The sequence below is a fragment of the Sphingomonas sp. BL-S-05 genome (assembly GCF_055521695.1).
Map to the genome: position 1 here is coordinate 124,744 of NZ_CM145499.1, position 12,479 is coordinate 137,222.

Genomic DNA, 12,479 nt, shown 5'->3' on the forward strand with positions numbered 1-12,479 from the left:
CTATTGGGCTTGACCGCACTTGCCGGCGGCCCGGTGGTACTGGCGGCGATGGCGCATGTCCGCGATCGCCGGACTGCCCGGCGAGTGGCGCGGATCGAGCGGCAGGTGGTGGCGATCGCCGACACCGGGAGATTCACCCTGCTCGATGCCGGACCACGGCGCGATACGGTCGCGGCACTTGCCAGCGCGCTTAACCGTATGCTCGGACGGTTGCAGGATCGCACCGGGCAGCTGGAACTACGGGCGTTCGACCTGGGCCGGGCAGAGAGCCGCACCGCGATGGCGCACAATATCCGCAACGGATTGTCGCCGATCAGCGCGATCCTGTCGCACAGCCTCGCCCAGCCGGCCGTCGCCGAACGTGGTTTGATCGAGCGGGCGGTCACCGAGCTCGGGCGTGACGACCTGACGCCCGATCGCCGCGCGAAGCTCGTCGAATTCGTGATGGCCGCGGTCGACGCGGTGGCCCGGGCGCGGGTCGAGCGGCTGGCGCAGTTCGAAACAGGGCGCAGCGCCCTTGCCAACGTACTCGACATCGTCGGTGATCCGTCCGTGGGAGAAGGACCGGTATGCGAACGCTGCGACGTGATCGACCTGATCGCCCGCAACGCCGCCATCGCCCGCTACGGCTTCGACCGGTCGATCGCCTTCGCCTTCCCGGCTGGGCGCTGCTGGGTGTTCGGGGACCGGGTGATACTGAGCCAGGTTTTCGGCAATCTTTTCCGCAACGCGGCGGAGGCCATTGCGGCAAGGGCGGGCGATGGCGGACGGATCGGCGTCACGCTGCTGCACGGTGCCGGTGACGTGACGATCGTCGTCACCGATGATGGCGAAGGCTTCGTTCCCGATGCCGCCGCGCGCCTGTTCCAGCGCGGCTATTCGACGCGGGTTCACCGTTCGGGCGGCCTCGGCCTGCACTGGTGTGCGAACGCGGTGGCGGCGATGGGCGGTCATCTCCGCCTCGAAAGCGACGGGCCGGGCCTCGGCGCCCGTGCGATCCTGACGCTACCCGCCGCTCGCTAGACCGGCGATGATCGGCAGGATCCGTGCCGCATCGTCGCGCCGACAGATCAACAGATCGGGCAGCCAGGTATCCATGCAGTTGTAATAGAGGGGCGACCCGTCGATCCGGGACGCATGCAACCCGGCGGCCAGCGCGACGGCGACAGGCGCGCAGCTATCCCATTCATATTGCCCGCCCGCGTGTAGATAAATGTCCGCTTCGCCGCGGACCACCGCCATCGCCTTGGCGCCGGCCGACCCCATCGGGATGAGTTCGGCATCGATCGCTTCCGCCACCGCCAGCGCCTGTGGCGCGGGGCGGGTGCGGCTGACGACCATGCGCGCACGGCTGGGCCGGGGGGGCACGATCGGCGCGGGGCTGCTCGACAAGGTCATGCCGAGCGCGGGCAATGCCACTGCTCCGGCCTCGGCACGCCCGCCGACCGCCAATGCGACATGCACCGCCCAGTCGTCGCGCCCCTCGGCATATTCGCGCGTGCCGTCCAGCGGATCGACGATCCAGGTCTGCGCGGCGGCACAGCGCGCCTTGTCGTCGGCCGATTCCTCCGACAGCACGAAGGCATCGGGGCGGGCGGCGCGCAGCCGATCGAGGATCAGGGCATTCGCCTCCCGATCGCCCCGGTCGCCCAGCGCTTTGCCGGTCTCACGCCCCTCCGCACGAATGGCGAGCAACAGCTTGCCTGCCTCGGCGGCGATCGCGGTAGCGAGCAGTGCGTCGTCGGTCACAATATCGGTGCCCAGATGCCGAGAATATGTTCGACGATGCGTTCCGCCGCGGCCTCGGGCGTCTCTTGCGTGGTGTCGACGCGGATTTCAGGCGCGAGCGGCGGTTCGTACGGGCTGTCGATCCCGGTGAAATTGGCCAGCTTGCCGCTGCGTGCCTTGGCATATAGCCCCTTCACGTCGCGCGCCTCCGCCACCGCCAACGGCGTATCGACGAACACCTCGACGAACTCGCCCGCCGGCATCATCGATCGCGCCAGATCGCGTTCGGCGCGGAAGGGCGAGATGAACGCGGTCAGCACGATCAGTCCGGCATCGGCCATCAGCCTGGCGACTTCGCCGACGCGGCGGACATTCTCGACCCGGTCGGCATCGGTAAAGCCCAGGTCGCGGTTGAGGCCGTGGCGGACATTGTCGCCATCGAGCAGGAAGCTATGCTTGCCCAACGCGTGAAGTTTCTTCTCGACCAGATTCGCAATAGTCGACTTGCCCGACCCCGACAGCCCCGTGAACCACAGCACGCGCGGGCTCTGGTTCTTCTGCGCGGCATGCGCCTCGCGCGTGATATCGATCGACTGCCAATGCACATTCTGGCTGCGGCGCAGGCAATAGTCGATCATGCCGGCGGCGATGGTGGCGTTGGTGATCTTATCGATGAGGATAAACCCGCCAAGGTCGCGATCGTCGGCATAGGGTTCGAAGGCAATGCCGCGATCGGTGAACACGTCGGCCACGCCGATATCGTTGAGCGACAGCGTCTTCACCGACAATTCGGCCAGCGTGTTGACGTCGATCGCATGGCGCGGCGGCTGGACCGTCGCCGAAACGGTGCCCGCACCGGTCTTCAGCCAATAGGCGCGACCGGGCAGCAGCGGTTCGCCGTCCATCCACACGATCGTCACGCGAAATTGGTCGGCGACCTGCGGCGGAGCATCGGCGGCGGCGATCACGTCGCCGCGCGAGCAGTCGATCTCGTCGGTCAGGGTCAGCGTCACCGACTGTCCGGCGACCGCCTGTTCCAGATCGCCGTCCATCGACACGATGCGGGCGACGCGCGACGTCCTGCCCGACGGCAGCACGCGGACGGCATCGCCCGGACGGATGGTGCCGCTGGCGATCAGACCGGCAAAGCCACGGAAGTCGAGATCGGGGCGGTTGACCCATTGCACCGGCAGCCGGAACGGCCGCGCGGCCGCCGCCTCGCTGTCCAGTTCGACCGATTCGAGATGCTCGATCAGCGCCGGGCCGGTGTACCACGGCGTATTGGCGGAGGCGGCGGCAATATTGTCGCCCTTGAACCCCGATAGCGGGATCGCGGTGAAGCCGGCGATGCCGATCGATTCGGCGAAGGCGGCATAATCGGCGACGATGCGGTCGAAGGTCGCCCGATCATAGCCGACCAGATCCATCTTGTTCACCGCCAGCACGATGTGGCGGATGCCGATCAGATGCGCGAGATAGCTGTGCCGCCGCGTCTGGGTCAGCACGCCCTTGCGCGCGTCGATCAGGATCACCGCCAGGTCGGCGGTCGATGCGCCGGTGACCATGTTGCGGGTATATTGTTCGTGGCCGGGCGTATCGGCGACGATGAACTTGCGCTTCTCGGTCGCGAAGAAGCGATAGGCGACGTCGATGGTGATGCCCTGTTCGCGCTCGGCGGCGAGGCCGTCGACCAGCAGCGCGAAGTCGATCTCCTGGCCCTGGGTGCCGACCCGCTTCGAATCGCTCTCCAGTGCCGCCAGCTGATCCTCGAAGATCATCTTCGAATCATAGAGCAGGCGCCCGATCAGCGTCGATTTGCCGTCGTCGACCGAACCGCAGGTGATGAAGCGGAGCAGCGACTTGTTCTGATGCTGTGCCAGATAGGCGTCGATATCCGCCGCGATCAGCGCGTCGGGCGTATAGGCGGGGGAGGTCGCCATCAGAAGTAACCTTCCTGCTTCTTCTTTTCCATGCTGGCCGACCCGGCGTCGCGATCGATCGCGCGCCCCTGTCGTTCGGAGGTGGTGGTCAGCAACATTTCCTGGATCACGTCGCTGAGCGTCGCCGCCTCGCTTTCGACCGCGCCGGTCAGCGGGTAGCAGCCGAGCGTACGGAAACGGATCGACCGTTCGACCGGCACTTCGCCGGGCAACAGGCGGAAGCGGTCGTCATCGACCATCAGCAGCATGCCGTCACGCTCCACGGTCGGGCGGGGGGCAGCGAAATAGAGGGGCACGATCTCGATCTTCTCGCGCAGGATATATTGCCAGATGTCGAGCTCGGTCCAGTTCGACAGCGGGAAGACCCGGATCGATTCGCCCTTGGCTTTCCGTGCGTTATACAGATGCCACAGCTCGGGCCGCTGCGCCTTGGGGTCCCAGCGATGATTGGCCGAGCGGAAGGAGAAGACGCGTTCCTTGGCGCGGCTCTTTTCTTCGTCGCGGCGCGCGCCACCGAAGGCGGCGTCGAAGCCATATTTGTCGAGCGCCTGTTTAAGCCCCTCGGTCTTCCACAGATCGGTGTGCAGGCTGCCATGGTCGAACGGATTGATACCGCGCGCCTGCGCTTCGGGATTGTGGTGGACCAGCAACTCCATGCCGGCGTCGCGTGCCGCCTTGTCACGCAGATCGTACATCGCGCGGAATTTCCACGTCGTGTCGACATGCAGGAGCGGGAAGGGCGGCGGGGCGGGATAGAATGCCTTTTTGGCGAGATGCAGCATCACCGCCGAATCTTTGCCGACCGAATAGAGCATCACCGGCCGTTCGGCTTCGGCGACCACTTCGCGCAGGATATGGATGCTTTCCGCCTCGAGCCGTTCGAGGTGGGTCAGGCGGCGGATGATGGGATCGGTCATGGTCCTGTCGCAGGTAGCGACCAAAGGCTTAGCGACAAGACAAGGATTCTTGCGAGACCCGCCAGTTCAGCTTTGCCGGGCCGGGCCGGGCGGGGAAGGGGAATGCGCAGCAGGGCGGCCGGACGCAAAAACGCCTGGGTCGTGACGGCGAACCGTCCCGACCCAGGGCGCGTATTCCATTTAGACCGGACGAAGATCGTCGCCGTAGCCGTCACGGAACAGAGCGAAAAACGCCTGCATTCTCATTCTCCCAGTTACGCCGAAGCGCAAGCGGACATTAACCGAAAATTAACCATACGCCAAATTCTAATTGCAAGAAAACTGCGTGCTTTCAAACGCCAACGTTAACCGAAGCTTTGGGGTTCGGGCGGTAGCGGTGGTTCCACCATGGCACGCGCCGATTCGGATCATATCCCGCTGAGCGGGCATTCGGGACAGGAGGGACGGTCACGTTCCACGTCCCGTCCGCCTATCGGGATCGAGGGCACGCCGCCCGTGCCGACGGCATGGCATCGCTTCGTGTTCATCGCCGAAGTAGAGGATTTCGCGACCCTGCGTCGATCGGTCGGTATCGCGCGGGCGGCAGCGGTACCGGAAGACGTTTCGGCCCGAATCGCCGCCGCGATCCCGGCGATTCGCGTGATGCCGGTCGGGCGGGGGGCGATCGAACTGGGGTTTGCGGGCGAATCGGCGGCGGCGGGTTCGGGAATGCTCGACCGGATTCACGCCGCCATGGCGCCGGCGTTCGATCTCGACGGCGAAACCTACCGCCTGTCGCTGCGGATCGGCGGTGTCGGGGCGGAAGCGGCCGAGCATGACGACGTCCGCCTGATCGAAGCTGCCGAAGAGGCACTGTCGGATGCGCGGCAAGCCAATGCCGACGTGCTGCGCCACCTGAGCGATCCGGTGGCCGGCCATGATCCGGTCCAGTTGATGCGCGAACTGCCTGCCGCGATCGAGAGCGGTCAGATCTTCCTGCAATATCAGCCCAAGGTCCGGGTGCGGCAGCAATGTGTGGCGAGCGCGGAAGCGCTGGTGCGCTGGCGGCACCCGACCCGCGGGTTGATCCTGCCGGGCGACTTCATCGAGGCCGCCGAACGATCGAATGCGATCGGCGCGCTGACGCTGTGGATCATCCGCCGGGTGATCCTCGACCAGCGGACCATCGCCGCGGCCGGCTATGACATTCCGATCTTCATCAACATCTCCGGCGTGTTGCTGTCCGACCCGGGGTTCGTCCGCGACGCCTGTGCGCTGGTGCGCGACGGCGATGCGCGCGTCGGGTTCGAGATTACCGAGACCGCGGTCATCCGCGATCCCGAAAGCGCCATCGCCAATCTGCGCGCCTTTGCCGATATCGGCGTGCCGCTCGCGATCGACGACTATGGTGCCGGACTGTCGTCGCTGGCCTATCTCAAGCGCCTGCCCGCCAGCGAATTGAAGATCGACAAGCTGTTCGTCACGCAACTGACCAGCAGCAATCGTGACCCGCTGATCGTACGGTCGACCATCGATCTGGCGCATGCGCTCGACATGGAGGTGACCGCGGAGGGCGTGGAAACGTCCGCCGCGCTGGCGTTGCTGGGCGTCATGGGATGCGACATGGTGCAGGGCTATCTCATCAGCCGCCCGGTCGAGTTCGCCGCGTTCCGCACCTTCCTGCAAGAGGAGCGCCATGTCGCCGCGATGGCCAGCCCGCGGCTGTCGTTCCTGCGGAACGAAGGCCAGTGGAAGACCGGATAACCGGGGCCAGGCAAGGCGCGAAACGCGTCTGCCAGACACTTTCGACAAAGTGCTAAACACTACGAATCGTTAACCAAAGCGGACTAGGGTTCCTGTATGCGCCTGCGGTTCCCGCTTTTTGCCCTATCCCTGGTCGCAGTGGCGAGTGCCGTGCCCGCGACCGGACAGGGGATGCCGCTCGGCGCCCGGTTCGAGGCGGTCCGCGGCCTGTTGCTGACCGATCCGCAACGCGTTCTGCGCGACGGTGGCGCCCTGGAGGACGCGGCGCAGCGCCGCGACGGCGATCGCTCGACGATGGTTGCTGCCAGCAAATGGTTGCAGGCCGAAGCCTATGTCCGGCTCGGCGACCCCAAGTCCGCCGCCCGCGAAGTCGAGGAAGCGCTGACGGTGCTGCACCGCCTGTCGGGCAAATATGCGATCGAGGGCGACGTGTTGCGCACGCGTGGCGACATCGCCGCCGATTCGGACAATGTCGCCGGGGCGCTGGCCGATTATCAGTCCGCCTATCGCGTCTATGTCGCGGTCGATGATCGTCGGGGGCAGGCGATGGCGCTGCTCAGCATCGGCGCGCTGTATCGGCAGGGGGCCGATTTCGAGGCGGCGCTGCGCTATTACGGGCAGGCGATCGAGGCCTATGATGACGATCCCGCACTATCGATTTCGCTGCTGAACAATCGCGGAAACGTTCTCTACGATCTGGGTCGGCATCAACGTGCGCTGACCGATTACGCGACGGCACTTCGGAAGGCGCGTTCGATCGGCAATCGGCCCTTCGAAGCGGTGATCCTGCGCAATATCGCGCGGTCGCTGCGAGCGGTCGGCAATAGCGTGGGTGCGGAGCGGGCGCTTGCCGAAGGTCTGCGCATCGCGCGCGCGATCGGATCGCGTGGCGTACTGGATCAGCTCCGAACGCTGGGCGCGCGGCTGGCCGATGATCGCGGCGACAGGGTCGGGGCCGTTGCACTGATCGACGAAGCGTTCGCCGGCGTCGACCTGACCAGAACGTCGCTGACGATGCGGGAAAATCACCGCAACGCCTATGCCGTGTATCTGGCGGCCGGCGACGCCGCCAAGGCACTGCCGCATCTGGCGGCGATCGACCGGCTGAACGAACAGGCGACGCAACTGACCACGTCGACCAAGACCGCACTGATGTCCGCCCGGTTCGATTTCCAGAACCAGGAACTGCGCATTGCCCGGCTGAAGCAGGAGGAATTGCGCCGCAACATCGCGTTCGAACGGGCCAGTGCGCGGTTCCAGCGCATCCTGTTCGGCAGCATCGCCGCAGCGGTGGCGGTGCTGGTCGCGTTGCTCAGCTTCGGCATCGTGACGCTCCGGCGCAGTCGCAATGCGGTGCGCCATGCCAACGTCGAACTGGCCGCGACCAATATCGCGTTGGAAAAGGCGTTGAAGGCCAAGGGCGATTTCCTTGCGACCACCAGTCATGAGATTCGCACGCCGCTGAACGGCATTCTCGGCATGGCGCAGGTGATGTTGCGCGATCACCGGCTGACCCCGGACCTGCGCGACCGGCTCAGCATCGTGCATGACGCGGGGGTGACGATGCGTTCGCTGGTCGACGACATTCTGGATGTCGCCAAGATGCAGTCGGGCAATTTGTCGGTCGAGCGCATCCCGACCGACCTGATCGCGACGATCGAGGAACTGACCCGCGCGTCGCGCCGTCAGGCCGAGGATCGCGGGCTGGGCTTCTCGCTCGACATCGGTGACGTCCCGCGCTGGGTCGAAGGGGATCCGGTGCGGTTGCGGCAGATCCTGTTCAACCTGCTGTCGAACGCGCTCAAATTCACCGAGGCCGGCGCGATCGGCGTGCGCGTCGAAGGCGACACGCGGCGGGTGCGGATTTCGGTGCGCGACAGCGGCATCGGCATCGCAGCCGATCGCATCGACGAAGTGTTCGAATCCTTCCAGCAGGCGGATACCAGTACCACCCGCCGGTTCGGCGGAACCGGGCTGGGACTGACCATCTGTCGCAATCTGGCGCGGGCGATGGGCGGCGATATTCAGGTGACGAGCGTGCCGGGCGAGGGGTCGACCTTCACGCTCGACCTGCCGGTGACGCTTGCCGCGCCGCCGGTATCGCAGGCCGGCGCGGATGCCGGCGGCACTACGCTGCTGATCCTCGAGCGTAATCCGATCGCGCGGGGCATGATGCGGACGCTGTTCGCCCACCATTGCGGCTCGATCGACTTCGTCGACGACGTCGGGGCGGTGCGGATGCGGTTGCAGCAGGGGGGCGTGCTGGCGCTGCTGATCGACATGGCGGCGCTTCGGGCGACGTCCGACGAGCCGGAAAGCGACCTCGCCGCGATCAATGCACTGCTGCGATCTGCACCCTTGCCGGCGGTTCTGATGCTAACGTGCGAAGATTATGGCGTAAGCGCCGGTTATGACGCCATAACATTGCTCAATAAACCCGTTTCGGCTAAGCAACTTATCGACGCCTTGTTCGTCGTTCGGAATGAGCCGGGTGCAGTGCCAACAGCCCTTGTTTCAAATGCGGCGTAGCGATAGCGGATTTCGATATGCAAGGCTTTGAAATCACTGCGATCGGCCGGGTCAACGACGCATGAGGATATTGTTCGTCGAGGACGATGCGATGAATCGTCGGGTCGTTCGCGACATGCTCGACGTCGCCGGGGCGACAATGGTCGAGGCCGATCTGGCCGAAGCCGGGTTGCGCCGGATCGACGAGGACGAATTCGACCTCGTCCTGCTCGACCTGCGCATGCCCGGCATGGACGGGTTCGAGGTCATTCGCCGCGTGCGGGCGCGCGAGGACGCGAAGCGGACGCTGCCGATCGTCATCGTCACCGCCGATACCGCGATCGACCTGACCGAGCGGTGCCTTGCCGCCGGGGCCGATGAAGTGCTGTTCAAACCGGTGGCGATGGACGCGCTGTTCGACGCGATCGGCCGGATATTGGCGAAGCGTGCCGGGGGCGACCTGCTGTTCTGACCGCAGGGGCGGTTGGACTTGCCCGCAGACGACACTCCTGTTAGGGGGACGTGTCACGCCGCGGCCATGCTTCGGCGAACCCTATTCTATTGCGATTTAAGACCCGGAGTTTTTCGACCTCATGCAGATCATCGTTCGTGAAAACAATGTCGATCAGGCCCTGCGCGCGCTTAAGAAGAAGCTGCAGCGCGAGGGCGTGTATCGCGAGATGAAGCTGCGTCGTCATTACGAAAAGCCTTCGGAAAAGCGCGCTCGCGAGCGTGCCGCCGCCGTGCGCCGCGCCCGCAAGCTGGAGCGCAAGCGCGTCGAGCGCGACAGCGCCCGGTAATATCCGGTCGCGGCGTGCCGACATGGGTGTCGGTGGGCCGCCGGTTTCCTGTGATGCGGTGCGCGAGGCGCACGATAAGGGGTGTCGATGTCGGTCACTGCCGTTCCGCTGCAACCCGTGAAGCAGCGTCATATCATCTGGGTGTGGGTCGGGATCGCGCTGGCGTTGCTGGCCGCGGCCGTGCTCGCCTGGACGGGCACCCGCAGCGAAACCGGGTCGTTCCTTGCCGCCAATGCATCGCGCGCCGGCGTGGTCACCACCGCGAGCGGCCTGCAATATGAAGTGCTGACCAAGGGCAGTGGGCCGACGCCGACCGATGCCGATGTCGCGCTCATCAACTATGTCGGCAAGCTGGCCGACGGCACGACCTTCGATCAGAGCCGCCAGCCGACCCCGATGTCCCCCAAGCAGGTCGTGCCGGGATTCGGTGAGGCGCTGAAGCTGATGCCGAAGGGATCGCGCTACCGCTTCTGGCTGCCGCCGCAGCTCGGCTATGGCGCGCCGCGTCCCGAGGGCGCACCGCCAATGTCGCCCGAGGTCGAGAAGCTGTCGAAGCAGGTGCTGGTGTTCGATGTCGACATGATCGACTTCATCCCGGAGGCGGTGCTGCAGCAGATGCAGATGCAGCAGATGATGCAGGGCGGTGGCGCAGGCGCGCCGCCTCGCGGACAGGCGCTTCCGCCCGGCGCGCGCTGATCGCGGAGGATCGGATCGAAACGGCGCCGGAGCTTCCGACGCCGTTTCCTTTGGCCTTGGCTGCATATCGGGCGCCGAGCTGCCCGCACGGCATCGCCTTGCACTTGGCAATCATGCTAGCGACCGAGGATGGTTAATACTCTTCATCGCGTGGCCCAGCGGTGTCGTGCGGTGCGATTGCGGCGCGGCGTCCTGCTTGCCGGCGCATTGCTGACGATCGGGGCCGCGCCAATCCCCGCAGCGACCGTCGGAACCGATCGCGCAACGCTGGAGGCGTTGCGCGCTGCCGATCTGCGGCTGGGGGCGATCGGCTATCGGCTGGCGCGCGCCAATGCCGCGCTGTGTACCGACCTTGCTCCGGTCACCGGGATGATCGTGCACGCGATCGATCAATATGACCCGGCCGAACAGCCGGTCGCCCGCAGCACCTTCGGCTTCGAAACCGGGATCGCGGTCGAAGCGGTCGTGGCCGACAGTCCGGCAGCGCGGGTCGGCGTGCAAGCCGATGATTCGATCGTCAGCATCAACGGACACCCGGTCCCGACAACCCGGGGCGGCGGCCATGTCGCCACCCGCGACGCGTTTGCCGTGCTGCTCGACGCACAGGCGGCGGACCGCCCGTTGTCGCTGGTGCTGCGCAGGGCAGGGCAGGACCGTGCGGTTACCATTCCGGCGTCACCCGGCTGTCGCACGCTGTTCGAACTGCGAATCGGGCCGACGCTGGATGCCGTCGCCGATGGGCGGCTGGTGCAGATATCGAGTCGCTTCCTCGACCGATTCGATGATTCGCAGCTTGCGGTCGTCGTGGCCCATGAATTGGCGCACAATATCCTGCGTCACCATGTCCGGCTCGACGCGGCGAAGGTCAGTCGCGGTGTATTTCGTGAATTGGGCCGAAATGGACGCATCTTTCGTGCGACCGAAGACGATGCCGATCGGCTGGGCGTCCATCTGTTGCGTAATGCAGGCTGGGACCCGGCGGCGGCGGTTGCGTTCTGGAGAGGGCCGGGCGCGGGCATCGATGGCGGCATCTTTCATAGCAGGACGCACTCATCCGCCGGAAAACGCGCGGAAAATATCGCGGCGGAGATTGCCGCCATCCCCGCCGGAGCGCCAATCCCCTACCGGCCAGCCGTGCTGAACACCCGCGATGAGCCGCTCCAATAACCCGACCATTGCCGCGGCGGCCGCGCTTGCCTCAATTCGTACCGCACTGCATATTGAACTGCCGCGATTGCGAACGAAACCGGGCCGTGCCTGGCGAGTTTCAGCCGTGTGCAGGGCGTATTGTACCTAGCTGTTGCCGGTAACGGTTGGCCGCGATCGGTGCGATAAGGCTTGCAGGGGGGCGGACCGTATGCGAAGGGCCGCTCGACGTGTAGTAACACAAGGGAGTGTTGAAATGGGTTTTGCCAAGAAGATGCTGATCGCGGCCTCGGCCGTGTCGATGACCGTTGCTCCGACGGTTGCGACCGCCGCCAACGCTTCGAAGCTGTCGGTTGCTCGTGCGTCGGCTCCGGCCGCCAAGGGCGAAAAGCTGGCCGGCGGCGGCGTGATCGTAGCGATCCTCGCTGCGGCTGCTGTCGTTGCGGGCATCGTTGTCGTCGCCGACTCGGACAGCGATTCGGACAGCAACTGATTGCTCGCGCGGGAAACCGCGCTTCAGTCTAGGGAAGGGGCGCTCCGTCGGGGCGCCCCTTTTCGTTTGTGCGGGGTTGGTCGGCGGCCGTTCGCAGTGGAGCGGTGGGTTATATCCGTTCGACCGTAATTGACGCTGCGACGCCGCTATGCAGCCGCCGCTGCCCAGTTGATCAGTTTGAGTTTGATCCACCCAATCGGGAACGTCGCCTCAAGCGAAGGAGGCAGTGTCCTGCGGCTCCTGTTTCCCGCTATCATTGGGCCGATCCCATCCTGTTCCGGGATAACGCTCGGTCCGGCTTTGAGCGCAATGACGAGAGCTAGGTCCGTTCGTGCTGAGTAGGGGGTTGAGGTCGTCAAAGACCCGTATCGAAGCACCCGCCACAGCCGGTCGTTCGATACGCCATTTGGACAAGCTCGATGGCTACTCACGGCGAACGGGTCAGGTTCCTGTCATCATGCTCCAGGCGCTTGCCGCGGGTCGCCGGAGGCCTGCCCCGCCTGCCGGT

At 65.6% G+C, this 12,479-nt stretch carries 11 protein-coding genes; 8 read left to right on the forward strand and 3 right to left on the reverse strand.

The genetic code is table 11. The annotated features are described in order from the left end of the window. Positions 1-9: 9 nt before the first annotated feature. The gene (locus tag ACZ1JS_RS00555) at positions 10-1,023 is read left to right on the forward strand and encodes a HAMP domain-containing sensor histidine kinase (protein WP_465167237.1); all 1,014 of its coding nucleotides are present in this window, start codon (positions 10-12) and stop codon (positions 1,021-1,023) included. Here the strand turns inward: ACZ1JS_RS00555 and ACZ1JS_RS00560 are convergent. Genes ACZ1JS_RS00560 through cysD form a run of 3 tightly spaced genes read right to left on the reverse strand, consistent with a single transcriptional unit; the run spans position 1,006 to position 4,585 of the window. Beyond that, a complete protein-coding gene (locus ACZ1JS_RS00560; RefSeq protein WP_465168597.1) occupies positions 1,006-1,752 on the reverse strand; it encodes a 3'(2'),5'-bisphosphate nucleotidase CysQ in 747 nt (248 codons plus the stop codon). The genes ACZ1JS_RS00555 and ACZ1JS_RS00560 overlap by 18 nt on opposite strands. Continuing rightward, positions 1,746-3,668 (reverse strand): sulfate adenylyltransferase subunit CysN, encoded by a 1,923-nt coding sequence (cysN, locus tag ACZ1JS_RS00565; RefSeq protein WP_465167238.1) that lies wholly within the window; start codon positions 3,666-3,668, stop codon positions 1,746-1,748. Before cysN ends, ACZ1JS_RS00560 begins: the two co-directional genes overlap by 7 nt. Beyond that, positions 3,668-4,585, reverse strand: a complete 918-nt coding sequence (gene cysD / locus ACZ1JS_RS00570; RefSeq protein WP_242118259.1) for a sulfate adenylyltransferase subunit CysD — start codon at positions 4,583-4,585, stop codon at positions 3,668-3,670. Before cysD ends, cysN begins: the two co-directional genes overlap by 1 nt. Positions 4,586-4,972: 387 nt before the next feature. Here cysD and ACZ1JS_RS00575 point away from each other — a divergent pair, with 387 nt between their 5' ends. The 7 genes from ACZ1JS_RS00575 to ACZ1JS_RS00605 all read left to right on the forward strand — a co-directional run bounded on the left by ACZ1JS_RS00575 (position 4,973) and on the right by ACZ1JS_RS00605 (position 11,971). Beyond that, entirely contained in the window at positions 4,973-6,328 is a 1,356-nt protein-coding gene (locus ACZ1JS_RS00575) for an EAL domain-containing protein (protein ID WP_465167239.1), read from the forward strand. Between the two features lie 138 nt (positions 6,329-6,466). Then, entirely contained in the window at positions 6,467-8,857 is a 2,391-nt protein-coding gene (locus tag ACZ1JS_RS00580; protein WP_465167240.1) for an ATP-binding protein, read from the forward strand. Between the two features lie 61 nt (positions 8,858-8,918). Continuing rightward, on the forward strand, positions 8,919-9,308 hold the full coding sequence (locus ACZ1JS_RS00585; RefSeq protein ID WP_345878976.1) for a response regulator: 390 nt from the start codon (positions 8,919-8,921) through the stop codon (positions 9,306-9,308). Between the two features lie 121 nt (positions 9,309-9,429). Continuing rightward, complete coding sequence (gene rpsU, locus ACZ1JS_RS00590) at positions 9,430-9,636, forward strand: 30S ribosomal protein S21 (protein WP_056459186.1); 207 nt, start codon at positions 9,430-9,432, stop codon at positions 9,634-9,636. An 87-nt stretch (positions 9,637-9,723) separates the two neighbouring features. Further along, the gene (locus ACZ1JS_RS00595; protein WP_465167241.1) at positions 9,724-10,332 is read left to right on the forward strand and encodes an FKBP-type peptidyl-prolyl cis-trans isomerase; all 609 of its coding nucleotides are present in this window, start codon (positions 9,724-9,726) and stop codon (positions 10,330-10,332) included. Between the two features lie 129 nt (positions 10,333-10,461). Next, a complete protein-coding gene (locus ACZ1JS_RS00600; protein WP_465167242.1) occupies positions 10,462-11,499 on the forward strand; it encodes a M48 family metalloprotease in 1,038 nt (345 codons plus the stop codon). A 235-nt stretch (positions 11,500-11,734) separates the two neighbouring features. Continuing rightward, positions 11,735-11,971, forward strand: coding sequence for a hypothetical protein (locus tag ACZ1JS_RS00605; RefSeq protein WP_200913333.1), 237 nt, complete (start codon positions 11,735-11,737; stop codon positions 11,969-11,971). Positions 11,972-12,479: the final 508 nt, after the last annotated feature.